The organism is Streptococcus oralis subsp. oralis, assembly GCF_000960035.1.
In the GTDB taxonomy this organism is placed as follows: Bacteria; Bacillota; Bacilli; order Lactobacillales; family Streptococcaceae; genus Streptococcus; species Streptococcus oralis_G.
Genome location: NZ_JYGR01000003.1, coordinates 98,434 through 122,336, shown reverse-complemented (window position 1 = coordinate 122,336; position 23,903 = coordinate 98,434). Strand labels below are relative to the sequence as shown.

At 42.2% G+C, this 23,903-nt stretch carries 26 protein-coding genes; 7 read left to right on the top strand and 19 right to left on the bottom strand.

The genetic code is table 11. From position 1 onward, the window contains the following. Positions 1 to 17: 17 nt before the first annotated feature. The 6 genes from nusA to TZ92_RS02410 all read right to left on the bottom strand — a co-directional run bounded on the left by nusA (position 18) and on the right by TZ92_RS02410 (position 5,054). Positions 18 to 1,154 carry a transcription termination factor NusA gene (gene nusA, locus TZ92_RS02435; protein WP_000032278.1) on the bottom strand — a complete coding sequence of 379 codons (1,137 nt, stop codon included), beginning with the start codon at positions 1,152 to 1,154 and terminating at the stop codon, positions 18 to 20. A gap of 42 nt (positions 1,155 to 1,196) precedes the next feature. Further along, positions 1,197 to 1,676 (bottom strand): ribosome maturation factor RimP, encoded by a 480-nt coding sequence (gene rimP / locus TZ92_RS02430; RefSeq protein WP_033629358.1) that lies wholly within the window; start codon positions 1,674 to 1,676, stop codon positions 1,197 to 1,199. 126 nt (positions 1,677 to 1,802) lie between these two features. Next, positions 1,803 to 2,438, bottom strand: a complete 636-nt coding sequence (gene trmB / locus TZ92_RS02425; protein WP_033629357.1) for a tRNA (guanosine(46)-N7)-methyltransferase TrmB — start codon at positions 2,436 to 2,438, stop codon at positions 1,803 to 1,805. Then, on the bottom strand, positions 2,435 to 3,229 hold the full coding sequence (gene ccrZ, locus TZ92_RS02420) for a cell cycle regulator CcrZ (RefSeq protein WP_000363019.1): 795 nt from the start codon (positions 3,227 to 3,229) through the stop codon (positions 2,435 to 2,437). Before ccrZ ends, trmB begins: the two co-directional genes overlap by 4 nt. A 47-nt stretch (positions 3,230 to 3,276) precedes the next feature. After that, a complete protein-coding gene (locus tag TZ92_RS02415) occupies positions 3,277 to 4,326 on the bottom strand; it encodes an ABC transporter permease (RefSeq protein ID WP_033629356.1) in 1,050 nt (349 codons plus the stop codon). Then, a complete protein-coding gene (locus tag TZ92_RS02410) occupies positions 4,323 to 5,054 on the bottom strand; it encodes an ABC transporter ATP-binding protein (RefSeq protein ID WP_033629355.1) in 732 nt (243 codons plus the stop codon). Before TZ92_RS02410 ends, TZ92_RS02415 begins: the two co-directional genes overlap by 4 nt. 67 nt (positions 5,055 to 5,121) lie before the next feature. Between TZ92_RS02410 and TZ92_RS02405 the strand changes: the two genes are divergently transcribed. The 3 genes from TZ92_RS02405 (at position 5,122) to TZ92_RS02395 (ending at position 6,540) form a co-directional block, all read left to right on the top strand. Beyond that, on the top strand, positions 5,122 to 5,532 hold the full coding sequence (locus TZ92_RS02405) for an HIT family protein (protein WP_033629354.1): 411 nt from the start codon (positions 5,122 to 5,124) through the stop codon (positions 5,530 to 5,532). Positions 5,533 to 5,541: 9 nt separating this feature from the next. After that, on the top strand, positions 5,542 to 5,820 hold the full coding sequence (locus tag TZ92_RS02400; protein WP_000777745.1) for a hypothetical protein: 279 nt from the start codon (positions 5,542 to 5,544) through the stop codon (positions 5,818 to 5,820). A gap of 66 nt (positions 5,821 to 5,886) precedes the next feature. Beyond that, on the top strand, positions 5,887 to 6,540 hold the full coding sequence (locus tag TZ92_RS02395) for a hypothetical protein (RefSeq protein ID WP_033629382.1): 654 nt from the start codon (positions 5,887 to 5,889) through the stop codon (positions 6,538 to 6,540). Between the two features lie 77 nt (positions 6,541 to 6,617). Here the strand turns inward: TZ92_RS02395 and dnaJ are convergent, their stop codons facing one another. The 11 genes from dnaJ to TZ92_RS02340 form a co-directional block, all read right to left on the bottom strand. Continuing rightward, entirely contained in the window at positions 6,618 to 7,754 is a 1,137-nt protein-coding gene (gene dnaJ / locus TZ92_RS02390) for a molecular chaperone DnaJ (RefSeq protein WP_001066315.1), read from the bottom strand. Positions 7,755 to 8,157: 403 nt separating this feature from the next. Further along, positions 8,158 to 9,981: a molecular chaperone DnaK gene (gene dnaK, locus TZ92_RS02385; RefSeq protein WP_033629353.1), complete on the bottom strand. Its 1,824-nt coding sequence runs from the start codon at positions 9,979 to 9,981 to the stop codon at positions 8,158 to 8,160. Positions 9,982 to 10,249: 268 nt separating this feature from the next. Then, positions 10,250 to 10,765, bottom strand: a complete 516-nt coding sequence (grpE, locus tag TZ92_RS02380) for a nucleotide exchange factor GrpE (RefSeq protein WP_000046057.1) — start codon at positions 10,763 to 10,765, stop codon at positions 10,250 to 10,252. A 26-nt stretch (positions 10,766 to 10,791) separates the two neighbouring features. Further along, positions 10,792 to 11,826: a heat-inducible transcriptional repressor HrcA gene (hrcA, locus tag TZ92_RS02375; RefSeq protein WP_033629352.1), complete on the bottom strand. Its 1,035-nt coding sequence runs from the start codon at positions 11,824 to 11,826 to the stop codon at positions 10,792 to 10,794. A 160-nt stretch (positions 11,827 to 11,986) separates the two neighbouring features. Further along, positions 11,987 to 12,499 carry a DUF2812 domain-containing protein gene (locus TZ92_RS02370; protein WP_033629350.1) on the bottom strand — a complete coding sequence of 171 codons (513 nt, stop codon included), beginning with the start codon at positions 12,497 to 12,499 and terminating at the stop codon, positions 11,987 to 11,989. 34 nt (positions 12,500 to 12,533) lie between these two features. Next, positions 12,534 to 13,109, bottom strand: coding sequence for a DUF2812 domain-containing protein (locus TZ92_RS02365; RefSeq protein WP_033629349.1), 576 nt, complete (start codon positions 13,107 to 13,109; stop codon positions 12,534 to 12,536). Further along, positions 13,109 to 13,429 carry a PadR family transcriptional regulator gene (locus TZ92_RS02360; RefSeq protein WP_033629347.1) on the bottom strand — a complete coding sequence of 107 codons (321 nt, stop codon included), beginning with the start codon at positions 13,427 to 13,429 and terminating at the stop codon, positions 13,109 to 13,111. Before TZ92_RS02360 ends, TZ92_RS02365 begins: the two co-directional genes overlap by 1 nt. Before the next feature lie 111 nt (positions 13,430 to 13,540). Further along, a complete protein-coding gene (glnA, locus tag TZ92_RS02355) occupies positions 13,541 to 14,887 on the bottom strand; it encodes a type I glutamate--ammonia ligase (RefSeq protein ID WP_001122883.1) in 1,347 nt (448 codons plus the stop codon). A 40-nt stretch (positions 14,888 to 14,927) separates the two neighbouring features. Beyond that, on the bottom strand, positions 14,928 to 15,284 hold the full coding sequence (gene glnR, locus TZ92_RS02350; protein WP_000664333.1) for a transcriptional repressor GlnR: 357 nt from the start codon (positions 15,282 to 15,284) through the stop codon (positions 14,928 to 14,930). 76 nt (positions 15,285 to 15,360) lie between these two features. Then, positions 15,361 to 15,888, bottom strand: a complete 528-nt coding sequence (locus tag TZ92_RS02345) for an FUSC family protein (RefSeq protein WP_000119887.1) — start codon at positions 15,886 to 15,888, stop codon at positions 15,361 to 15,363. A gap of 137 nt (positions 15,889 to 16,025) precedes the next feature. Further along, complete coding sequence (locus TZ92_RS02340) at positions 16,026 to 17,225, bottom strand: phosphoglycerate kinase (protein WP_001096773.1); 1,200 nt, start codon at positions 17,223 to 17,225, stop codon at positions 16,026 to 16,028. A 582-nt stretch (positions 17,226 to 17,807) separates the two neighbouring features. On the opposite strand from TZ92_RS02340, the gene TZ92_RS02335 reads away from it, so the two are divergent. Continuing rightward, positions 17,808 to 19,439, top strand: a complete 1,632-nt coding sequence (locus TZ92_RS02335) for a Na/Pi cotransporter family protein (protein WP_000026662.1) — start codon at positions 17,808 to 17,810, stop codon at positions 19,437 to 19,439. A gap of 95 nt (positions 19,440 to 19,534) precedes the next feature. On the opposite strand, the gene TZ92_RS02330 is transcribed toward TZ92_RS02335, so the two are convergent. Next, on the bottom strand, positions 19,535 to 19,831 hold the full coding sequence (locus TZ92_RS02330; RefSeq protein ID WP_000840143.1) for a bacteriocin immunity family protein: 297 nt from the start codon (positions 19,829 to 19,831) through the stop codon (positions 19,535 to 19,537). Between the two features lie 20 nt (positions 19,832 to 19,851). Then, on the bottom strand, positions 19,852 to 20,916 hold the full coding sequence (gene pepA / locus TZ92_RS02325; protein ID WP_033629346.1) for a glutamyl aminopeptidase: 1,065 nt from the start codon (positions 20,914 to 20,916) through the stop codon (positions 19,852 to 19,854). A gap of 236 nt (positions 20,917 to 21,152) precedes the next feature. Here pepA and TZ92_RS02320 point away from each other — a divergent pair, with 236 nt between their 5' ends. Genes TZ92_RS02320 through TZ92_RS02310 form a run of 3 tightly spaced genes read left to right on the top strand, consistent with a single transcriptional unit; the run spans position 21,153 to position 23,807 of the window. Continuing rightward, positions 21,153 to 22,112 carry an ABC transporter permease gene (locus tag TZ92_RS02320; protein WP_033629345.1) on the top strand — a complete coding sequence of 320 codons (960 nt, stop codon included), beginning with the start codon at positions 21,153 to 21,155 and terminating at the stop codon, positions 22,110 to 22,112. Then, positions 22,102 to 23,058, top strand: a complete 957-nt coding sequence (locus TZ92_RS02315; RefSeq protein ID WP_033629344.1) for an iron chelate uptake ABC transporter family permease subunit — start codon at positions 22,102 to 22,104, stop codon at positions 23,056 to 23,058. The genes TZ92_RS02320 and TZ92_RS02315 overlap by 11 nt, the downstream gene beginning before the upstream one ends. Beyond that, positions 23,055 to 23,807, top strand: a complete 753-nt coding sequence (locus TZ92_RS02310) for an iron ABC transporter ATP-binding protein (RefSeq protein WP_033629343.1) — start codon at positions 23,055 to 23,057, stop codon at positions 23,805 to 23,807. Before TZ92_RS02315 ends, TZ92_RS02310 begins: the two co-directional genes overlap by 4 nt. The last annotated feature ends 96 nt before the right edge of the window (positions 23,808 to 23,903 follow it).

The window sequence follows — 23,903 nt, the reverse complement described above, 5'->3', positions numbered from 1 at the left end:
CCCTCCTCTAGCAGCTTTTATTCTTCTGTCAGTTCATCCGCAGCTGCGTAATCCACTTGACCTGCTTCTTCCATAGCTTCAAACTCACTGGCAGACTTGATATCGATACGGTAACCCGTCAAGTGAGCTGCCAAGCGAACGTTTTGTCCACGACGACCGATGGCAAGAGATAGCTTGTTATCAGGTACAACGACCAAGGCACGTTTGCTGTCATTTTCATCAAAGATAACTTGGTCAACCTCTGCAGGTGCGATAGCATTGTAGATAAACTCAGCTGGATCTGCTACCCACTCGATAACGTCGATGTTTTCTTCGACAGGAATCATGCGATCGCTCTTGGCATCGTAACGAGCTGGGTGGAATTTGCTAGTGATTTTCTTGATATTGGCACCACCACGTCCAACGATTGTCCCGATAGCGTCCACGTTTGGATTGTGGCTACGAACGGCAACTTTCGTACGGTCACCAGCTTCACGGGCTACGCTCATGATTTCAACAGTTCCATCGTAGACTTCTGGAATTTCTTGCTCCATCAAGCGTTTGATCATTTCTGGATGGCTACGGCTAACAAAGACGTTGACACCACGAGGGTTGTCTTCAACTTTGTAAACGTAGACTTCGATACGGTCATGGGAAGCAAAAACTTCTCCAGGGATTTGGTCTTGTTTTGACAATTGGGCTTCAATGCTGCCAAGGTTGACGTAAATAAAGCGGTTGTCAAATCGTTCTACCGTACCAGACATGATTTCTTGTTCATGTTCCTTGTAAGTATTGTAAGTGATGGCACGTGTTTGCTTGCGCATTTTTTCCATGATGGTTTGTTTAGCAGATTGGGCTGCTACACGACCAAACTCAGCAGGTGCTTCTTCAAACTTGATTTTGTCACCAAGTTCATAGGCTGAATTAATGGCAAGGGCATCTTTCAAGCTGATTTCCAAACGGCTATCAAATACTTCATCAACAACTTCACGGACAGTATAAACTGTAAAGTCACCCGTTTTTTCATTGAAGTCAATGGCTACGCTGTCAGATTGACCATAGCGTCTGCGATAAGCGGAACGAAGCGACTCTACTACTGCGTCGATGATGTCTTCTTTTTTGATTCCCTTGTCTTCTTCCAAAATGCGGAAGGCCTCTAGCATTTCTTTACTCATGTTCTTTTTACTTTTGAATCCTCAAAAGCTATCCTTTCTTTTCTATAGTTTTACTGCTAAGCGTGCTTTTGATACTAAACTGTATGGAATTTGAACGGTTTTCTTACGTGTCTTGTCCATATATTCCATGGTCAACTCGTCTTCTTCAAAGGATACCAAAGTTCCTTCAAAGACTTTTTGCTTATCAATGGCTTGGTAGAGCCCGATATGGATGTATTTCCCAACTGCTCCAGCGACAGCATCCTTGGTTTTCAAAGGACGTTCCAAGCCTGGACTGGTGATTTCTAGGAAATATTGTTCTGGGAAGGGATCGGGCTTGATAGTGTCTAGGACAGGACTGATGATTTCTGTCAGGTCTGCCGTGTCGTTCAAGGTAATTCCTTCGGGTTTATCTACAAAAATACTGAGAATCATGTCACTGCCAATCTTTCCATACTCGATATCCACGAGTTCAAAAGGTGCTTGGATGACAGGTTCTACAACTTCTCTGACTAATTCTACGATTGTTGCGATTGCGTCCACCTCCTCATAAGCAAGAGGCGAAGATATTTCCCCGCCTCTCTTTCTCATATTCTTACTATCAGTATAGCACGTTTGTCAATTTATGTAAAGTATAAGCACTCAAACAGCTGGTTTTCAAGCTGTTTCTTAAAATTCTGCCTCAACTCGGTAGATCACTTGACCTTTGCTGGAGAATTTTTGCTCATACTCTGTCATGACATTGCCTTCAAAATCACTGGCATGCAAGTCCAGCCAAACACCATTGAGTTTCATCCCATACTGAGAAAAGCTTACCAAGCTGTACTCAAACAAGCCACGATTGTCTGTCTTGAAATGGATTTCCCCATTCTCAGGCAAGATGCGCTTGAAGGTATCCAAGAAACTCTTGTAAGTCAAACGACGTTTTTCATGGCGTTTTTTAGGCCAAGGATCTGAAAAGTTTAGGTAGAGACGTTCAATCTCCCCGTCTTCAAAGTAGTCAGTCAAATCTGAACCATCTACCCACAGCAATTTGATATTGGGCACTCCAACTTCAAGCACCTTGTCCAAGGCATAACTCAATACTGACTTTTGAATGTCAATCCCGATGTAGTTGATGTCAGGGTTTTGTTTGGCCATTCCAGATACGAAGGCCCCTTTCCCACTTCCAACCTCAACATGAATAGGATGATCATTTCCAAACAAGTCTCGCCATTTCCCTTTTGCTTCTAAGGGATTGAGGACTACATACTGAGGATTAGCCTCTAGTAATTCTGTCGCCCCTTTACGATTTCTAACTCTCATCTCTTCTTTCCGTACTTGTCACGGAAGACGCGCAAGGCATAAATCTCCCGGTTTACATTGTCTAAATCTTGATTTTCACAGTATTTGGCAATCTGGTTCAAGTAAGAATACTGACCATACCAATACAATTTATCTAACACTGTCTGATTGTACTTATAGCCGTAGTCTCTCAACCATTGACGCCACTGATGATCTGGAATGTAGTGGCATAGCAAATGCGCCACATCAAACATACGATCCGTCAGACGAACCGAATCCCAATCCACTAGATAAACGAGTCCACTCTCTGTCTCAATCCAATTACTATGACGAAGATCCCCGTGCACAATCGTTGCATGGTCTTCTCTAAAACCTGGAACCGTCTTACCTAGCTCCGCAATCACACTGTTCAAATAGTGGTTCTGCTTCAAGATTTCTGGAACTCCTTGCTGCCAAGAACGTAGCAAATCAACTGGTGTTTCCATGGTATATCCCAAACGACTCAACTGCTTCATCAAAGGACGCGAGCGGTGAAGGCGGTTCAAGATATTGATAATCTGCTTACGATTCATATCGTAAGGGGTCAAGATTTTACCTGTCAGCCATTCCTGAGCACACATATCACGGCCATCTGGCAAACGACGAGTCCATAGTAATTGAGGAGCGATTTGTTCTCTGGCTAGGCCAGGTAGGATTGGAGAGGTGTTCATTTTTACAAAGACGCGCTTCCCATCAGGGTAGCTTCCCATATAAGCCTTGCCACTCTTCCCAGGGATAGGGGTCAGCGTTAGCTCATTATCACCCAAGTCCATTTCTTTCCTCCGTATAAAGTTTCCTTACTATTCTACTAGTTTTTGGTCTATTCGTCAACCAATCTTTTTAGTTGGTAAGGCAAATAAAACAATTGTAGGAAGAGACTAACCCCTACAAAAGTCAACAAGGCTATTTTTTCTTGAAAAACCACTGCTCCGACCAGCAATTCCAGCAAAAGAACTGCACTTCCCACACCAAGCACAATCTGTTTCAATCCCTTCTCTTTCTCCCCTTTTTCTAGTGGAAAGAGCTGAGTCAAGTACTGGTAGTCAAAGGCATGATAGAGGGCCAGTAACTGAAAGAGCAGGAGATAGTTAAATAAAACTACTACTGCTGTCGCAATCCAAGCTTGCTCGATAAAGACTTGCGCTAACAAAGAAAGCAAGAGCAGACGGAGACTGAGGGCAAAGAGATCTCCATTTCGCAGGTAAGAACGGAGATAGAGGTTTTGCCAAATCTTGCTCGGCACTTTCTGAACTGCTTTAAGGATGAAATCCAGATAAGCGCGACGTTTGACACTATTTGAAACGCCCTTGACCTGAGTAAAGAGAGCAAAGAAACGAAGCAAAACTTGCTTGCGCTTGCTTTCTTGAGAGATCACATAGTCCCAGTCGAGACCAGTCTCAGTAAAAAATTTACTGGCTTTTTGGCGAAAGAGGAGATATTTCCCAGCTCCCAATAAAAGCACATAGATGAGAAGAACTGGCAAGCCATAACCCATGGCTAAAAATAAGGGCGCAAATAAAAGCAAGAAAAGGGTTTGGACAAAGAGCCAAAAGACTAGTGAGCGCACTGTCTGCCCTTTGAGGTGAGACTTAACCTCCTCTTCACTGACTAAGAGAAAGAGCTTGTCAGGTCCTTCCATGTAGGTCGCGATTCCTCCCCAAGCCAAAAGCAAGATAGATACTATTACTAAAAACAAGAGAATAGGCCAGTGGTTTTCAGGAAAATGTTGCAGGAGTTGACTGTACTGGTAAGCTAGAAAACCGATGAGAACTAGCAGGAACAAGACAAAGTGGTCATTGAGAACATAGCGCAGATAACTGACACACTCCTTACGAAAAGCCTGCTTTCGCTTTAAAAACAAGTCTTTCATAGCTCCTCCTCTTTGGTCAGAGCCAAGTAAATATCATTCAAACTCGCTTCAGGCATGCTAAAGGTCTCGCGCAGTTGCTGGAGATTCCCCTGAGCCCGCACCTCCCCCTTGTGGAGAATGACAAAGGCATCACACATCTTTTCCGCTGAGTCTAGCACGTGGGTACTCATGAGGATAGACTTGCCTTTTTGCTTTTCCACTTCTAGTAGCTGGATCAAGTCAGAAATGGCCAGCGGATCGAGCCCAAGGAAAGGCTCATCAACGATGAAAAGGCTCGGATCTACGACAAAAGCACAGATAATCATGACCTTCTGCTTCATCCCTTTGGAGAAATGCACTGGGAACCAGTCTAATTTTTGGTCCAGGCGGAACATTTTTAACAAAGATTCCACACGATCAAAAGCCACTTTTTGCTCAATACCATAGGCCATGGCAACCGTCTCGATATGCTCCCTGAGGGTCAATTCCTCGTACAAGCTAGGCGTTTCAGGGATATAGCCAATCTGTTTGCGGTAGTTGGTCGCATCTTCTCGCAGGGTGAGACCATTAATCTTGATTTCCCCACTGTAAGGTGTCAACAGACCAATAATCTCATTAATTGTCGTTGATTTCCCAGCACCGTTGAGACCAATCAAACCGACCAACTGCCCACTTTCAACTGTAAAGGACACATCTTTCAAGACAGGAACGTGAACATAGCCTCCTGTCAGGTTTTTAATTTCTAACATATTTTCTCCGAATCTGGTATAATGTAGCTATATTATATCAAAATTCAATACAGTAGAGGTAGATTTTATGTCAGATTGCATTTTTTGTAAGATCATCGCAGGGGAGATTCCTGCTTCAAAAGTATACGAGGATGAGCAGGTTCTTGCCTTTCTTGATATCTCTCAAGTAACACCTGGACACACCTTAGTCGTGCCAAAAGAGCACTATCGCAATCTTTTGGAGATGGATGCTACCAGCGCTAGCCAACTCTTTGCCCAAGTGCCACTGGTAGCTCAAAAAGTTATGAAAGCTACCAAAGCTGCTGGTATGAACATCATCGCCAACTGTGAGGAAGTTGCTGGTCAAACAGTCTTTCATACTCACGTGCATCTCGTACCTCGCTACGGTGCAGAAGATGACCTCAAGATTGACTTTATCGCCCACGAACCTGACTTTGACAAACTTGCCCAAGTCGCTGAAACCATTAAAAACGCTTAAGGAGATGCCATGAAACTATCAAATCTACTGCTATTCGCAGGAGCTGCAGCTGGAAGTTATTTTGTCGTGAAAAATCGCCAAGCCATTCAGGATGAAGTGCTAGATACAACTGACCGCGTCCAAGCTATCAAGGATGATTTGGATATCATCCAAAACAGCCTGCAAATCATCGACCAACAAAAAGCCCTTATCAAGGAATACCAAAAAGATTTAACCTACAAATTCAAAGTTTTAGAAAAAGATTTCCAAACCAGAATGGCGGTTCTCCAAGAAGAAAAACAAGAATAAGAAAGCCTCCAACTTTCCTTAAATCCATTTTAGGTTGTCAAGTCCAGATAAAGAAAAGGAATGAAAATGAAACAGTTTTTTAAAATTCTGGCGCAGATTATCCTAATTCCTTGTGGCTGTCTCTGTCTCCTTGCAGTTCTGGCATTTCTACTACTAATCAATCTTTTCAAAGCGTCACCGAGTGACATCCAAAAAGGGAATGACGACTTAAAACAAATCTTTATCTCTCTTGACATGCCTCCTGATAAAGTAGAATCAAATGGAAGGTATCAATTTGAGGGTGGAGGCTTACATTTTTATGTTACTTTCTCTGATGATGTCATCAATAGCCACCCCGTCCTAAAAGAAAGTCCAAAACTCACCAAAAACCGACTCGAAGTCTATGTCCTCCAGACAGGAGAGATTTCCTACTATAAAGTAGGGGATAACTTGTTCAATCATGGTTTATTTCAGTTTTTAGAGAAGGAGGGCGAGAAGTATTTCCAAGAAAAAGGAAAGAAATTTAACCCTAATTACTCACTTCTCTTTTGGAATAATCAGGAAAGTTTTAAAAAGGGAATCGCATTCTATGAAAAAGCTTTGACCTTAGTAGATATTCAGGATAATTCGGCGATTAAGCGCATTGATACCGTCACCGTTAAGCCTGGAAAGGAAGAGGAATTCAAGCAACTGATCCAGGAGATGGATGTAGCTGGCTTGCTCACTCAAAAGTATAAATAGTAAACTAACTGGAGAATGATTTCTCGATACTAAATTTTTAATGATAACAAAAAAAGAGCCCGCCGGCTCTTTTTACTTTATTCTCCTTCAAAGGCATCTTTTATATGGTCAAAGAAGCCTTTTTTCTTCGGATTGACTTTCAAGTCACCTGCAGCTGCGAACTCTTTAAGCGCTGCTTTTTGGCGGTCATTCAAACCTGTCGGAGTCACGACATTGACAGTAACGTATTGGTCACCAACAGCACCGCCACGAAGGCTCGGTGCTCCCTTTCCACGTAGACGGAATTTCTTGCCAGTCTGAGTTCCTTCTGGGATAACCAATTCAACATCTCCATGCACAGTTGGAATTTCTACAGTATCTCCAAGAGTAGCTTGGACAATATTAAGATTTAACTTGTAGAAAATAGTTGTTCCTTCACGTTCAAACTTATCGCTGGCTTCTACTGAAACCACTACATACAAGTCTCCGTAAGGTCCACCGTTAAAGCCAGCTTCACCTTGACCTGCTAGGCGAATTTGTTGACCGGTTTCCACACCAGCAGGGATTTTCACATGTACGCTATGAGCTTGTTTCTCATGACCAGTTCCGTGACAGGTTGTACATGGATCTTTGATTTCTTTTCCACGACCATGACAGACATCACAGGTTACTTGACGGCGCATCATACCAAGAGGAGTCTGCGTATCAACGTTAATAACACCAGCACCATGACAGCGTCCACAAGTGACTGGACTTGTCCCTGGCTTAGCACCAGATCCATTACATGTACGACAGCTTGCTTCACGGTTGTACTTAACTTCTTTTTCCGTTCCGAAGATAGCTTCTTCAAAGGTCAAGTTCACACGGTACTGGAGGTCATCCCCTTGACGAGGAGCGTTTGGATTGCGTGAAGCTCCGCCTCCTCCGAAAAAACTTGAGAAGATATCTTCAAAACCACCGAAACCACCTGCTCCGTCAAAGCCGCCAAAGCCACCAGCACCACCAAAGCCACCGTTGGCACCCGCAGCACCATATTGGTCATAGGCTGCACGTTTTTGGTCGTCACTCAAAGTCTCATAGGCTTCTTGAACTTCCTTGTACTTTTCCTCAGCGCCAGGCTCCTTGTTGATATCTGGGTGATATTTTTTGGAAAGCTTACGATAAGCCTTTTTGATCTCGTCTGCCGAAGCGTTTTTTGACACCCCCAGACGATCATAAAATTCAGTATTGTTCATACAAGATACTAAGAGCGAACAGAAAGCGACTGAAATTTAGGAAACCGACAAGAAATCCTGATTTCTTAGGAGGTTTATCTAATTTCCAAGCTTTCCGCCCGTGTTCAATTCCCTGAACCCCCTTATTCCTTTCTGTTAATATTGCGAAACGAAACCTCAATCTAGGTCGGGTTCTATTCCTTTCTTTATATATTGATGATAAAAACTCAAATAAATTGGGTTTTACCCCTTTTTACCGAAAAACAGAGGCTGGGTTGCAACCTCTGGATTTCTTCTTATACTTACAACGCAAAAGTCATCATAGCGATTGTAGTAGATTGACAATCACTTTAGTGATTAGTCATTCTTAACGACCTCGCTCTCCGATTTTCAAGCTCGGGATAAAATAGTCCACTGGACTATTTTACTTCTCAGTAAACTCTCCGTCTACGACGTCATCGCCTGCGTTTCCTGTTGCTTGTGCGCCTTCTGCTCCTGCTTGAGCTTGTTGAGCTGCAGCGGCTTGTTCGTAGAGTTTAACAGCAAGTCCTTGAGCTTTTTCGTTCAATGCTTCGAGTTTTGCTTTCATTTCGTCCAAGTTGTTATCTTCTTGGGCTTTCTTAAGCTCATCAAGGGCAGCTTGGGCAGCGTCACGTTCTGCATCGAAGCCTTTTCCTTCAGTTTCCTTGATTGTCTTTTCAGTCGCAAAGATTGCTTGGTCTACTTCGTTACGAAGGTCAACTTCTTCTTTACGTTTCTTATCTGCTTCAGCGTTTGCTTCTGCATCTTTCATCATGCGGTCGATTTCTTCATCAGTCAAACCAGAGTTAGATTGGATGACAATAGTTTGTTCTTTTTGAGTTCCAAGATCTTTAGCCTTAACAGATACGATACCGTTCTTGTCGATGTCAAATGTTACTTCGATTTGTGGGATACCACGAGGTGCAGCTGGGATATCTGTCAATTGGAAGCGTCCAAGAGTCTTGTTATCTGCTGCCATTGGGCGTTCACCTTGAAGAACGTGGATATCAACGGCTGGTTGGTTATCTGCTGCAGTTGAGAAGACTTGTGATTTAGATGTTGGAATGGTTGTGTTGCGGTCGATCAATTTTGTGAAGACTCCACCCATTGTTTCGATACCAAGTGACAATGGTGTTACGTCGAGAAGGACAACGTCTTTGACATCACCAGTGATCACACCACCTTGGATGGCAGCACCCATAGCCACAACTTCATCAGGGTTCACTGATTTGTTTGGTTCTTTACCAGTTTCAGCTTTAACTGCTTCAACAACGGCAGGAATACGAGTTGAACCACCAACAAGGATGACTTCGTCAATTTCTGACAAGCTCAATCCTGCATCTGAAAGGGCTTGACGAACTGGAACTTTTGTACGTTCTACAAGGTCACGAGTCAAATCGTCAAATTTCGCACGAGTCAAGGTCATTTCCAAGTGAAGAGGTCCAGCTTCACCAGCAGTGATGAACGGCAAGCTGATTTGAGTTGAAGTCACACCAGAAAGGTCTTTCTTCGCTTTTTCAGCTGCGTCTTTCAAACGTTGAAGCGCCATCTTGTCTGTTGATAAGTCAATACCATTTTCTTTCTTGAATTCTGCAATCATGTGATCGATGATTTTTTGGTCAAAGTCGTCACCACCGAGTTTGTTATCCCCTGCAGTCGCCAATACGTCGAAGACACCGTCACCCAATTCAAGGATAGATACGTCGAATGTACCACCACCAAGGTCAAATACCAAGATTTTTTCTTCTTTGTCAGTCTTGTCCAAACCATAAGCAAGAGCTGCTGCAGTTGGTTCGTTGACAATACGTTCTACTTCAAGACCAGCGATTTTACCAGCGTCTTTTGTAGCTTGACGTTGTGCATCGTTGAAGTAAGCAGGAACTGTGATAACAGCTTTGGTTACTTTTTCACCAAGGTAATCTTCCGCATAACCTTTCAAGTATTGAAGGATCATAGCTGAGATTTCTTGTGGAGTGTACTCTTTACCATTTGCAGAAACTTTTTCAGAAGTTCCCATCTTAGATTTGATAGAGATAACTGTATCTGGGTTTGTGACTGCTTGACGTTTTGCAGCATCACCAACAATGATTTCACCGTTTTTGAATGATACTACAGATGGAGTTGTACGGTTTCCTTCTGGGTTTGCGATGATTTTGCTTTCAGTTCCTTCAAGAACTGCAACTGCTGAATTTGTTGTACCTAAGTCAATACCAATAATTTTAGACATGTGTTTTTCTCCTTGTTGTTTTTTCTTCTTTTTTTGATATTTCCCTTAAGTGGTGGGGACGTGAGCAACTCCCTTCGGGATTTCATCACTTATTTTTGAGCCAATTGTCTCAAAAATCCCCTGTTTCAGTAGCACACGCTACTGAAACTTTCACCACGGCGGGCAACATCTTCCTTGCAAGCCTACGGCTTGCTTTTTATCCTTCTTCATAGTTTATTGTCGTTTCGGACAAGTTTTCTATTATGTATGTTGCAACCGTCAGAATTGCCTAGTTGTAGACAACTACCATTGCTGGGCGTAGGATGCGGTCATGGAGTTTGTAGCCCTTTTGGAAGACTTGGGCGATGGTGTCTGCTGGGTGTTCATCGTCTGCTGGGAGAGTTTGGATGGCCATGTGATAGTTATGGTCAAATTCGCCGTCAGCTGCGATTTCTTCGATTCCTTCTTCTTTCAAAGCGTGAATCAAACTCTCTTGCACCATCTCCAATCCTTTTTTGACATCGTCAGTCAAACCTTCAACTGCTAGTGCACGTTCTAAGTTGTCAAGCGACGGTAAAATTGCTTTTGCCAAGTCTTGGCTACGATAACGTTGCAAGTTTTGACGTTCTTCATTGGCACGGCGTTGAATATTTTGCATTTCTGCATGAGCGCGAAGGTATTTATTTTCAAACTCATCCGCGCGTTCATTTGCCAAGTCCAACTCAGACTTCTCAGGAGTTGTTTCTTCAGTTGTTTCCACAACTTCCTCTTCTTTCATTTCTTCGTTTTTTTTATCTTGAGCCATTTTCGCCTCCTTTAATGATTTCAAAATTAATTTACTTCGTAATGATTACTGCTGAGGTAGCGATAAAAATCCGTCAACTTCATGGTCAAAACACGATTGACCACATTGACTTGGTTGACCAATTGCTGATAATCTAGATTGACTGGACCGATAATCGCTAGAATTCCAAAACCTCGATAAGGAATGAGGAACTTACTGCTAATCACCGCCAAATCAGCTAGACAGGATTCCTGACTGTCTGCAACACGGACATTTTGCATTTGATCTTCATGCAAACCTTCACGAATCTCCAGAGCCACTTTTTGTGGTTGGTCAAAGAACTGATAGGCTGCTAGATTGGCAAAATTCAAGAGATTGACTTTGCCCGATACCACAATGTTTTCGTTGAACATTTCTTTAAAAATGTGTTCAAAGAGATCCATGACATTGTCCGTTGTTGTAAAGTAACGCTGGATAATCTGCGGAATCTCCGTCCGAATCTTGTAATGAATGTCCAGAACAGTGTGACCGAGGAAACGTTCCTGAATGATGCTTTTCAGTTTCAGCAAATCTTCCTGCAAGAAGTTCCTTGGAATCAGAAATTGACTAGTAACCGTTCGGGACTCGTCTAGGGTAAATACTGCCAAGGCGGTATGTTGTCCCAAAACAACGATATCAAAGGCTGTCAACCGTTGCCTGCTTGGCTCAACATCCAGCGCCACTACTGTACAGCCACTCAGGTCTGTCAGTAGATTAGCAGCCTCTTGCAGAATATCCTCCAATTTGAAGAATTCCTGATCAAAGGCTTTGACAACCTCGTATACCTCATTTTCAGCCAGTCGGTCAAAAGCCAGCGAGTGTTTCACATAATACTGAAAACCAGCAATACTTGGCATCCGACCGCTTGAGGTATGAGCCTTCTCAAGCAAACCCTGCTTTTCTAAAGCCGCCATGTCATTACGAATGGTAGCACTACTAGAATTGATAGACTCTTGTAGCGCCTTGGATCCGACAGGTTCGTGCGTTTTGGTAAAGATGTCAATAATCAGATTTAAAATATCCTGCTGACGCTCTGTAACCATCTCATCACTCCTCTCTGTCCAATCGATTAGCACTCTATGTACCCAAGTGCTAACTCATGATTCTATTATACACCCTTAGAAGAGAATGTCAAGACAAAAACTCAAAAAATTAGCACTCTTTTGCCAAGAGTGCTAAAAATCAGTCTGAAGACCTAGAATCTTACTTCTCATCTACTTGGTATTTCCTTTTAAGCCTGAAAAAACCATAGATTAGATAAGAAATTGAACAAGCATATAAAACGAAAATAATAAAGAAAGACTGAGACAAGTTTTCTCGATACAAACTCATGCAAACAACAAGACCACCTGAAAAAGTGGCTATACAGGAACGAAGTCTAGACCGCATAACTTCCCATCTAAGATCCTTACTCATATAGACTTTCTCCTCTGAAAGTATATCAGAAGTTGGTTTACGAAGAATCGAACAAAAACCTGTTTCTATCAATTCCCAACCGCTATTTCTAAAATCTTGTAGTTCATGCTTATACTTTTTAAGAAATCTAGAATCATAGATATGGTAGATGACATCGTCCGGTTGACATTGGTCAAAATAGAAAAAACCAAAACGACTAGTTCTATACCTCCAGCCTTTCAAGTGCATCTCACGCAAATACTCTTCTTCCTTGTCCAAATCAACAATGGTGAAAATCCGAAATTGTACTTTGCTATTCATTGTCTTACCTCCAAATCAGAAAACATACATGGTTTTATTTTTCAGATAATTCTTTCCACTTTTGAAACAAGCTCCAAAAAATATAAGAAATCTGAATCGCAAAAACTATCAATAAAATCCAATCTATTATGACAATCAAAAACATTCCCCAACTGAAAGAACTAGCTCCACTGACAAACTTTGAGAAAACCGGTAGTAGAGCTAAAAATAGAATCAAAATAGGAAGCATCCGCATTATTAAAATCCGTTTGATCATAGCTAACTTCCCTGTAGCGTCATTATAGATTTCAAACTCAGTATCCGATTCAATTTCAGAATGTGCTTTTCTAAAATAGGAAAAACTATTAAAGTCTGTAATATGCTCCCAGCCACAGTCTTTAAATAGTTGTAAATAGGAGGCTCTCTCTGATTTTTTCATGGGATAAAAGTCCAACTGATAAGACACCTGCTCCGGTTGGCACTTTTCAAAAGTATACTTAACCGCAACTACTAAGTTAGAGTAGCTTACTTCCTTAAGTTTCCAGCCCTTAGCATGCATTTCCCCAAGGTATAAGGCCTCTCTATCATAATCTGCAATTGTAGATATCCGATATACAACCTTCTTTTCCATCATACTTCCTCCCGACTGTTTCTATAGAGCCGTTCAATACGTTTCAATTCAATCTCCAAAATCTTTCGTCCCAAGTCTGTGATCTGATAGATTTTCCGTTTTTCCTCCTCTCGGACAAAGGAGATCAAGCCATCCTTTTCCATTTTTGACAAGGTTCCATACATAGTTCCAGGACTAATCAAAACTTGTGAATCTGTCATCTCCTTGACCTTTTGTGTAATACTATAACCATGACGTTCCTTTTGTAGACAGAACAAGATATAAAATCCTGTTTCCGTCATCGGAAGATAAACCCGACGAATCTTATCCGTCAATTCCATTTAACTCCACCTCCTATTTAGTTCGATATATCGCACCTCGTTATATAAACTATATCACATCTCGATATAAAATGCAAAAAAAGATCACCCTCAGGCAATCTTTCTTCTATATTAATAAAGATCTAAATAATTATCAACTTCCCATTGTGAAACAAAGGTTGCATAGCTAGCCCACTCGATACGTTTCGCTTCAAGGAAGCTAGTGTAGATATGTTCACCTAGGGCTGCCTTGACCACGTCATCCTCAGTCAAAGCTTTCAAGGCGTTGTGAAGAGTTGATGGAAGGTCTGTAATGCCAGCTTCCTTACGCTCTTCTGCTGTCATGATGTAGATATTTTCTTCGATAGGAGCTGGTGCTTCGATTTTGTTTTCAATACCATGCAAACCAACTTCCAAAAGAACAGCCATAGCGATGTATGGGTTTGCCATTGGGTCCACCGAACGCAACTCAAGACGAGTTCCCATACCGCGTGAAGCAGGCACACGTACAAGTGGTGAACGGTTACGACCAGCCCAAGCAATATAAACAGGTGCTTCATAACCTGGAACCAAACGTTTGTATGAGTTAACCGTTGGGTTCATGATGGCAGTATAGTTGTAAGCATGCTTGATCAAACCACCAAGGAAATGGTAGGCCGTTTCAGACAACTGCATTCCTTTTGGATCATTTGGATCAAAGAAGGCATTGTTTCCTTCTGCATCAAACAAGGACATATTACAGTGCATACCTGATCCAGCAATACCAAATTTCGGTTTAGCCATAAAGGTTGCGTAAAGGCCATGTTTGCGAGCAATGGTTTTAACAACGAGCTTAAAGATTTGAATCTTATCACAGGCACGGAGGACTTCATCATACTTGAAGTCAATTTCATGTTGTCCAACCGCAACCTCGTGGTGACTCGCTTCTACTTCAAATCCCATTTTGGTCAAGACATTAACGATTTCACGACGTGTATTGTCTGCAAGGTCAGTAGGCGCCAAATCAAAGTAGCCACCCTTGTCATTTACTTCAAGTGTTGGATCCCCATTTTCATCCAACTTAAATAGGAAGAATTCTGGTTCTGGACCAAGGTTGAAAGATTTGAATCCTACTTCTTCCATATGACGAAGTGCACGCTTCAGATTACCACGTGGGTCACCTGCAAAGGGTTCGCCTTCTGTTGTATAGACATCACAGATCAAACCTGCAACACTTCCATTTTCATCTCCCCAAGGGAAGACAGTCCATGTATCCAAGTCTGGGTACAAGTACATATCTGACTCATTGATACGTACAAAACCTTCAATAGAAGATCCATCAAACATGGCTTTGTTTGACAAGACCTTATCTAACTGTTCATCTGTAGCAGGAATTTCGACGTTTTTCATGGTTCCCAGAATATCTGAAAACATGAGACGGATAAAGGTAACATTTTTTTCCTTGACTTCACGACGAATATCTGCAGCTGTGATTGGCATGGGTTTTCTCCTTAATATATATATGACTACTTGCGATTGCCTAACCGCGACCAAAGGGTGACCGTACTGAAGCAAAGCGCCCCTGCTGGAGGAGTTCATTGTGAAGTGCACGACGCACTTCCGTCTGACTCACGGCTTTCTTGGACTTCGCCTCGCGTTCAGCATATTTTTTCTTAATCGCAGCAATATTATGACCTTCAGAGATATAATCTTTGATTTCAAGTAGACGATCCATGTCATTCAAGGAATACATGCGACGGTTCCCTTCGTTTCGATCAGGTTTGATCAACTCTTGATCTTCATAATAACGAATCTGACGCGCCGAGAGATCGGTCAATTTCATAACACTGCCGATAGGAAAAACAGCCATATTTCGGCGAAATTCTCTTTCCTTCATTTACAATTTCCTTCTTCCTGTCTATTATAGTCTAAAAAAAGATAAACGTCAACGAATAATGTTATAAAATGTAACATTATTTTCTTTTTTTCTCCCAAAAGAGTTTCAGTTGCTCAATATCATAATTTACAAGGATTGCGACAAAAACTCCCATAAATGTTTCAAATACGCGCGCAAACACGTACAAAAATGTTTCTCCGCTTGGTATTGATAGGGTAATAATCAACATAGCCGCTACGCCACCGATAACTCCTGCCTTGTTGTTCATGGCAACATTTGTCATAATGGTTAACATGGTGCAAATTGGAACAACTAGTAATGTTACCCAAAAGGCTCCATGAAATAAAGTGTTTAAGAGGAAAAAGACAAGGGCGTAAAAACCTCCGATGCTATTTCCTAAGATACGCGAAGTTCCAAAATGGACACTCTTATCAAAGCTCTCTCGTAAACTGAAGACCGCTGTTAGTGCTCCGATTTGAAGCCCCTTCCAGCCAAAAAAACCAAAAATCAAGAGAACTATAAATACGGCAATCCCTGTTTTGAAGGTTCGCATACCAAGCTTGAACTGTGACTTATCAAATTTATATTTTTTAAAATAACTCATAATCTCAACTTTCTACTACCATTTTAACATAAATTAGTTGATTTTATGAGTGAAAATCAATAGGAAGCGTTTTTAATTTAGGGCTATAAAAAAGAGGAAACAGAGTTCCTCTTTTCTACGATTTCATCTAAGAAAGCTTATTTTTCAGTCAAAGCTGCAAGTCCTGGCAATACTTTACCTTCAAGGAGTTCCATTGATGCTCCACCACCAGTAGAGATCCATGAGAACTTGTCTGCACGGCCAAGGTTGATGGCTGCGGCAGCTGAGTCACCACCACCGATGATTGATTTAACACCTGGTTGTTTCACGATAGCATCCATGACACCGATTGTACCAGCTTGGAAGTCAGGGTTTTCAAACACACCCATAGGTCCGTTCCATACAACTGTTTTCGCACCAGTCAAAGCTTCGTCAAATTTAGCGATAGATTTTGGACCGATATCCAAACCAAGGAAACCTGGGTCTACTGCTTCACCTTCAGTGTCTTTCACTTCAGTGTAGTCAGCAAATGCGTTTGCTTCTTTTGAGTCAACTGGCAAGATCAATTTACCGTTTGCTTTTTCAAGAAGAGCTTTTGCAACATCCAATTTGTCTTCTTCTACAAGTGAGTTACCGATTTCGATACCTTGAGCTTTGTAGAATGTGTAAGTCATCCCACCACCGATAAGAACTTTATCAGCTTTTTCAAGCAAGTTTTCGATAACACCGATCTTGTCTGAAACTTTTGAACCACCAAGAATCGCTACGAATGGACGTTCTGGAGCTTCAACTGCTTCTTGGATGTAGGCAATTTCATTTTCAAGAAGGAATCCAGCAACAGCTTTTTCAACGTTTGCTGAGATACCAACGTTAGATGCGTGTGCACGGTGAGCTGTACCGAATGCATCGTTTACGAAGATACCATCTCCAAGTGATGCCCAGTATTTACCAAGTTCAGGATCGTTTTTAGATTCTTTCTTGCCATCAACATCTTCGTAACGAGTGTTTTCAACCAAGAGAACTTGTCCATCTTCAAGAGCGTTAACAGCAGCTTCCAATTCAGCACCACGTGTAACACCTGGGATAAATTTAACTTCTTGTCCCAATTTAGCAGCCAAGTCAGCAGCTACAGGAGCAAGTGATTTACCTTCTTTGTCTGCTTCTTCTTTTACACGCCCAAGGTGAGAGAAGAGGATTGCACGTCCACCTTGTTCAAGGATGTACTTGATAGTTGGAAGAGCTGCAGTGATACGGTTGTCATTGGTAATCACGCCATCTTTAACAGGTACGTTGAAGTCAACACGAACGAGAACTTTTTTCCCTTTCAAGTCAACGTCTTTAACAGTCAATTTTGCCATTAGATATGACTCCTTCTTTTTTTATACGTGTTAATTATATCACAAAATCAGCAAAAGAGATAGAAAAACCCTAAACTTTTCTAGTTCTTTCTTATAATTGAAACTAGCATTTTTTTAAATAAAATCTAGAAAAACCTTGCCAAATAACTAATAATTGAAAGAAAAACTAGTTAAAACAAGGTCTGACTAATCTACAGTCAAACCTTGTTTTTAATTTTTATGAGAAAATCCAAGATTCGTAAATCTGATTAGTCTTCTCTCTTCTTCCTAACATATAAGCGCTTTACTTTTTGATAAAAAGTAACTGTTCTCAGTGCACACCACCAGAACAGGATCATCTTCATTTTATCCTATATGAAAGCGATGTCAATCTATTTAACATAAAAACTATAACTAGGATAATAATCAGTAAAATTTGGACACAATCCTATAAATCATCTATCTTAAAGGGAATCTATCTCTCATTTTAAAAGAAAGTTCTTGTTTCTTATGAAAATTTCAGCTAAACACTTGTGAGATTTACTTTTATCCTTTAAAATAGAATAGGAGAAATTCCGTTATTATTTTCCGGAGGAAAAAGAAATGTCCATTAATTGGCAGGAAATTTTATTTCACTTTTTAGGAGGCCTAGGACTGTTTTTATACAGTATCAAGACCATGGGAGACGGTTTGCAACAAGCTGCTGGAGATCGCCTTCGTTTTTACATTGACAAGTACACTAGCAATCCCTTTTTAGGTGTTCTAGTCGGGATTGTCGTGACTGCCCTCATTCAGTCAAGTACAGGGGTTACAGTTATCACGGTTGGGCTGGTCAGCGCTAGTCTTCTCACTCTTAGACAGGCTATCGGAATTATCATGGGAGCCAACATCGGAACCACCGTTACTTCCTTTATCATCGGTTTCAAGCTTGGCGAGTATGCTTTACCCTTGATTTTCCTTGGAACCATGTTCCTCTTCTTCACAAAAAACAGAACAGCAAACAATATCGGGCGCATCCTGTTTGGTGTCGGGGGAATCTTCTACGCCCTTAACCTCATCAGTGCCGGTATGAGCCCACTTAAAGATTTACCACAATTCAAGGAATATATGGTAACCTTGGGACAAAATCCTATTTTAGGAGTGGTAGCTGGTGCAGTGATTACCGTCCTCATCCAGGCTTCCTCGGCTACAATCGGGATTTTGCAAGGCCTCTATGCAGGTGGGTTCCTTGACCTTAAAGGTTCACTACCAGTTCTCTTCGGGGATAATATCGGGACAACCCTAACCGTGATCATCGCAGCAGCTGGAGCCAATGTCTCAGCGAAACGCGTTGCTGCAACCCACGTTACCTTTAACGTTTTAGGAACTATTCTTTGCTTAATCCTATTAGGCCCCTTTACTGCTATGATCGAGTACTTCCAGGCACTCCTTCACCTCTCACCTGAGATGACCATCGCCTTCTCTCACGGTGCCTTTAACGTAAGTAACACCATTGTACAATTTCCATTCATCGGAGCCTTGGCCTACTTTGTAACCAAGCTCATCCCTGGTGAAGACGAGGTTGTCAAGTACGAGCCCCTCTATCTCGACGAGCAACTTATCCAGCAATCTCCTTCTATCGCTCTAGGAAATGCCAAAAAAGAACTCTTGCACTTGGGGAACTATGCAGCCAAAGCTTTTGACCTTTCTTATACCTATATCATCGGTTTGGATGAAAAGGTAGCTGAAAAAGGGCACAAGACAGAGGAAGCCATCAACACCATCGATGAAAAACTCACTCGTTACCTCATCAGACTCTCAAGCGAATCCTTGAGTCAAAAGGAAAGCGAAGTCTTGACTAACATCCTGGATTCGTCTCGTGATTTGGAACGGATTGGGGACCACGCAGAAGGCTTGCTCAACCTAACAGACTACCTCCAACGTAAGAATGTTCAATTTTCTGATGCTGCTTTAGAGGAATTAGCTGAGATTTATCAAGCAACAACCGCATTCATCAAGGATGCCCTTGATAGTGTAGAAAACAATGATATTGAAAAAGCTCAAAGTCTGATTGAACGCCATAAAGAAATCAACAATATGGAACGCGTTCTCAGAAAGACCCACATCAAACGCCTTAACAAAGGTGAGTGTTCTACACAAGCTGGAGTCAACTTTATCGACATCATTTCCCACTACACTCGTGTATCTGACCATGCTATGAACCTAGCTGAAAAGGTCATCGCTGAACAAATCTAATAAACAAGAAGCTATCCTGAATGGGATGGTTTTTTTCGTCTCCTCATTAAGAATTTCTTTCGGAGCATATAAAAATGCTTTGATTCACAATGGAATCAAAGCATCTTAAAGAGTTCACCAAACATGATAGCAGAAACTGCCGTGCCCCTGTACTTAGCCTCTTCTCTTTTGATAAAGCGCGCCAAGTTGATCAATTCAGGTGCTGGATGTTTGGGATTGATGAGCAATTCACGATTGACAAGTCCTGAGAGTCGGACTGCTAATAATTGCTCATTTGTAGTTGGTAGTTTTTTAGCAGTCTCTAGGAGAGCAGCAACTAAATCTTCACTCAAACCCTGACGAGCATGGTTGTAGAGATCTCTTATAAGGCTTTCTAGGTTTGGTTCTGCCATCCTAATCACCTCCCTTATGCTTAATAATTTTTAATCAAATCAACCGTTGAACGATCCAATTTTTTCACCAAGGCTTGCAAGAAGGCTTGAGCTTCTAGGAAGTCATCCATAGCGTAGAGGGTTTGGTGAGAGTGGATATAACGAGCGCAGACACCGATGGTTGTTGATGGGACACCACCATTTTTCAGATGAGCTGCTCCAGCGTCCGTTCCACCTTTTCCACAGTAGTATTGGTACTTGATACCCGCTTCTTCAGCCGTTGTCAAAAGGAAATCCTTCATTCCTGGGAGAAGCAAGTGACCTGGATCGTAGAAGCGAATCAAAGTTCCATCCCCAATCTTGCCTTGGCCACCATAAACATCACCAGCAGGTGAGCAGTCAACGGCTAGGAAAACTTCTGGGTCAAACTTAGTTGTAGATGTATGAGCACCACGCAGACCAACCTCTTCTTGGACGTTAGAGCCAAGATAGAGTTCATTTCCCAGTTTTTGACCTGACAAGGCTTCTGCTAGCTCGCTTACCATGAGGACACCGTAGCGATTGTCCCAAGCTTTTGAGATGATATTTTTTTCATTGGCTGTCAAGATAGCAGAGCTATCAGGGACAATGGTGTCACCTGGACGGATACCAAAGCTTTCTGCCTCAGCCTTGTCCGCAAAACCACCATCAAAAATGATATCTGAAATAGCTGGCATGGTTGGCCCACCTGTTCCACGTGTCAAATGTGGAGGAACAGAACCTGAGATCACGGGAATTTCACGACCGTCACGAGTAAAGAGTTTAAAGCGTTGACTGCTGACCACCATAGGGTTCCAGCCACCGATTTCAACGACACGGAAGGTACCATCTGGTTTAATTTCGCTGACCATAAAACCAACTTCGTCCATGTGAGAAGCGACCAAGACGCGTGGCGCATCCGCAGCTTCTGAATGCTTGATACCAAAAATACCACCCAAGCCATCTGTCACTACTTCATCCACGTGCGGTGTCAACTTCTCACGAAGATAAGTCCGGACAGGTGCTTCATGACCTGAGATCGCAGCAAGCTCTGTTACTTCTTTGATTTTTGAAAATAATGTTGTCATATCAGTTCCTTCTTTCTGTCCTCCATTTTACCACTTTTTATAGGAGAAGGATAGTGGGAAATTGGATTAGTTTTTACTAGTTTATCCTATAAAAGAGAGGGGCAGATGTAATTTCAGAAATTTTTCTTTCTTTTTACATTAAATTGTCAGAAAATTTATTGACAGATTAAAGAAATCATGTTACATTTATATCCGCAGGTATCTTTCGATACAAAATATACATGAAAGGACGGGGTATGAAACTTTCTCATTATTTAACTGGCTTACTTCTACTCCTAGTCTTTCTTTCCATCACCATTGGAACCAGTGATTTTTCTTGGGAAAAATTCTTTGCTTTTGACCAACAGACTTGGCTTCTCTTTCAAGAATCGCGTCTTCCAAGAACCATCAGCATTCTTCTGACAGCCTCTAGTATGAGCATGGCAGGGCTCCTCATGCAGACCATCACTCAAAATCAGTTTGCTGCTCCGAGTACTGTCGGAACGACCGAAGCCGCCAAACTGGGAATGGTGTTGAGCCTCTTTGTCTTTCCATCTGCGAGTCTGACCCAAAAGATGCTCTTTGCTTTTGGCTCATCCATTTTATTTACCCTCTTCTTCCTGGCCTTTATGACTATTTTTTCTATAAAGGAAAGGTGGATGTTGCCCTTGATCGGGATCATCTATAGTGGGATTATCGGTTCTGTCACAGAAGTTATCGCCTATCGTTTCAATCTGGTTCAGAGTATGACGGCCTGGACCCAGGGCTCCTTCTCCATGATTCAGACCCATCAGTATGAGTGGCTCTTCTTAGGCCTCATTATCCTGATAGCCGTTTGGAAATTATCCCAAACCTTCACCATCATGAATCTGGGCAAGGAAACTAGTGAAAGTTTGGGGATTTCTTACTCTCTACTTGAAAAACTGGCCCTTTTTCTAGTGGCACTAACGACAAGTGTCACCATGATTACCGTGGGTGCCTTGCCATTTCTCGGGGTCATCGTTCCCAATCTTGTCCGCAAGCGCTATGGAGATAATCTGAGTCAAACCAAACTCATGGTTGCTCTGGTCGGTGCCAATCTGGTTTTGGCCTGCGATATCCTCTCTCGAGTCTTGATTCGGCCCTATGAGCTGTCTGTCAGTCTCATTCTAGGAATCATCGGTAGCCTCGTCTTTATCCTACTTCTCTGGAGAGGAGGACAAAAGGATGCAGTTTAAAAGCAAACATACCAAACTCTTCAGCCTTCTCATTATCCTGGCCATCGGAGCTTGTCTCCTCTACTTTTGGCCTATCACTAACCTGTCTGTCTTTGCCTGGAAGCTGCGTTCCCAAAAAATCATCGTTTATCTCTTGGTAGCCATCGCGACAGGGATTTCGACCATTAGTTTTCAAACCCTGACGGAAAATCGCTTTCTGACGCCAAGTATTTTGGGAATCGAATCCTTCTATGTCCTGCTACAGACCCTGCTACTGATATTTGAAAGCAAATTTCTACAGCTTGGAAAGTCTCCTATCTTAGAATTTCTAGTCTTGCTTCTGCTTCAATCCCTCTTTTTTCTCGCCTTACAAGGCTACTTGAAGACGCTGATGAAGCAAAATTTGGTTTTCATTCTGCTAATCTGTCTAGCGCTCGGAAGTCTCTTTCGAAATATCAGTACCTTCCTCCAAGTCCTGATGGATCCAAATGAATACGATAAACTGCAGAACAGTCTCTTTGCCTCCTTTCAGCATCTCAACACTTCCATCCTAGCCATCAGTTCTCTGATCATCCTCGCCTTGACAATCTTTTTCTTTCGAAAAGCAGTCGTTCTGGATGTCTTGCACCTGCAAAGAGAAACGGCTCAGATACTGGGACTCGATGTTGAAAAAGAACAGAAAGAGCTCCTCTGGGGCATCGTGCTTTTAACCTCAACAGCGACTGCCTTGGTAGGGCCTATGGCCTTCTTCGGCTTTATGCTGGCCAATCTCACTTACCTGATTGTCAAAGATTATCGGCACAAGTTGCTCTTTATCCTAGCCATTCTGATTGGATTTGTTAGTTTGACCTTGGGGCAAGCCCTTATCGAACGAGTCTTTGCTCTGGAAATTCGCATCAGCATGATCATCGAGAGTGTGGGTGGTCTCTTATTCTTTATTTTACTTTACAGGAGGGCGCGTCGGTGAAACTGGAAAACATTGACAAATCCATTCAAAAACAGGATATTTTGCAAGACATTTCGCTTGAAGTCAGTCCTCAGAAACTGACAGCCTTTATTGGTCCAAATGGTGCTGGAAAATCAACTCCTCTCTCCATCATGAGCAGACTGACCAAGAAGGATCAGGGAATTCTCAGTATCAAAGGCCGTGAAATCGAGAGTTGGAATTCGCAAGAACTGGCCAAAGAACTCACCATCCTAAAGCAGAAGATCAATTACCAAGCCAAATTGACTGTAGAAGAATTGGTCAGCTTTGGACGTTTTCCCTACAGCCGTGGTCGACTGAGGGCAGAAGACTGGGGAAAAATCCGAGAAACTCTGGACTATCTGGAACTGACAAACTTAAAAGACCGCTACATCGATAGTCTGTCTGGCGGACAGCTCCAACGTGTCTTTATCGCCATGGTACTAGCCCAGGATACAGACTTTATCTTGCTGGACGAACCACTAAATAATCTCGATATCAAGCAAAGTGTCAGCATGATGCAGATCCTTCGGCGACTGGTGGAGGAACTTGGCAAAACCATTATCATCGTCCTCCACGATATCAACATGGCTAGCCAGTATGCGGATGAAATTGTTGCCTTTAAAGACGGCCAAGTCTTTTGCAAGGGAACGACTGCTCAAATCATGCAGGCTGACCTGCTCAGTCAACTTTATGAGATTCCCATCACACTGGCTGATATCAATGGCAAAAAGATCTGTATCTATAGCTAGCTATTCTGAACTCATGTTAGAGAACCCTCTGTCTCTTAGCTAACAAACCTATTTAAGAGACCCCCTACATCGTTACTATATTTTAAAAAGGAGAAA

Bases quoted from the DNA above. Each gene is read 5' to 3' on its own strand.
- nusA (WP_000032278.1), bottom strand. From the start codon at position 1,154: ATGAGTAAAGAAATGCTAGAGGCCTTCCGCATTTTGGAAGAAGACAAG.
- trmB (WP_033629357.1), bottom strand. From the start codon at position 2,438: ATGAGAGTTAGAAATCGTAAAGGGGCGACAGAATTACTAGAGGCTAAT.
- ccrZ (WP_000363019.1), bottom strand. From the start codon at position 3,229: ATGGACTTGGGTGATAATGAGCTAACGCTGACCCCTATCCCTGGGAAG.
- TZ92_RS02415 (WP_033629356.1), bottom strand. From the start codon at position 4,326: ATGAAAGACTTGTTTTTAAAGCGAAAGCAGGCTTTTCGTAAGGAGTGT.
- TZ92_RS02410 (WP_033629355.1), bottom strand. From the start codon at position 5,054: ATGTTAGAAATTAAAAACCTGACAGGAGGCTATGTTCACGTTCCTGTC.
- TZ92_RS02405 (WP_033629354.1), top strand. From the start codon at position 5,122: ATGTCAGATTGCATTTTTTGTAAGATCATCGCAGGGGAGATTCCTGCT.
- TZ92_RS02400 (WP_000777745.1), top strand. From the start codon at position 5,542: ATGAAACTATCAAATCTACTGCTATTCGCAGGAGCTGCAGCTGGAAGT.
- TZ92_RS02395 (WP_033629382.1), top strand. From the start codon at position 5,887: ATGAAACAGTTTTTTAAAATTCTGGCGCAGATTATCCTAATTCCTTGT.
- dnaJ (WP_001066315.1), bottom strand. From the start codon at position 7,754: ATGAACAATACTGAATTTTATGATCGTCTGGGGGTGTCAAAAAACGCT.
- dnaK (WP_033629353.1), bottom strand. From the start codon at position 9,981: ATGTCTAAAATTATTGGTATTGACTTAGGTACAACAAATTCAGCAGTT.
- grpE (WP_000046057.1), bottom strand. From the start codon at position 10,765: ATGGCTCAAGATAAAAAAAACGAAGAAATGAAAGAAGAGGAAGTTGTG.
- hrcA (WP_033629352.1), bottom strand. From the start codon at position 11,826: ATGGTTACAGAGCGTCAGCAGGATATTTTAAATCTGATTATTGACATC.
- TZ92_RS02370 (WP_033629350.1), bottom strand. From the start codon at position 12,499: ATGAATAGCAAAGTACAATTTCGGATTTTCACCATTGTTGATTTGGAC.
- TZ92_RS02365 (WP_033629349.1), bottom strand. From the start codon at position 13,109: ATGGAAAAGAAGGTTGTATATCGGATATCTACAATTGCAGATTATGAT.
- TZ92_RS02360 (WP_033629347.1), bottom strand. From the start codon at position 13,429: ATGGAATTGACGGATAAGATTCGTCGGGTTTATCTTCCGATGACGGAA.
- glnA (WP_001122883.1), bottom strand. From the start codon at position 14,887: ATGCCAATCACAGCTGCAGATATTCGTCGTGAAGTCAAGGAAAAAAAT.
- glnR (WP_000664333.1), bottom strand. From the start codon at position 15,284: ATGAAGGAAAGAGAATTTCGCCGAAATATGGCTGTTTTTCCTATCGGC.
- TZ92_RS02345 (WP_000119887.1), bottom strand. From the start codon at position 15,888: ATGAGTTATTTTAAAAAATATAAATTTGATAAGTCACAGTTCAAGCTT.
- TZ92_RS02340 (WP_001096773.1), bottom strand. From the start codon at position 17,225: ATGGCAAAATTGACTGTTAAAGACGTTGACTTGAAAGGGAAAAAAGTT.
- TZ92_RS02335 (WP_000026662.1), top strand. From the start codon at position 17,808: ATGTCCATTAATTGGCAGGAAATTTTATTTCACTTTTTAGGAGGCCTA.
- TZ92_RS02330 (WP_000840143.1), bottom strand. From the start codon at position 19,831: ATGGCAGAACCAAACCTAGAAAGCCTTATAAGAGATCTCTACAACCAT.
- pepA (WP_033629346.1), bottom strand. From the start codon at position 20,916: ATGACAACATTATTTTCAAAAATCAAAGAAGTAACAGAGCTTGCTGCG.
- TZ92_RS02320 (WP_033629345.1), top strand. From the start codon at position 21,153: ATGAAACTTTCTCATTATTTAACTGGCTTACTTCTACTCCTAGTCTTT.
- TZ92_RS02315 (WP_033629344.1), top strand. From the start codon at position 22,102: ATGCAGTTTAAAAGCAAACATACCAAACTCTTCAGCCTTCTCATTATC.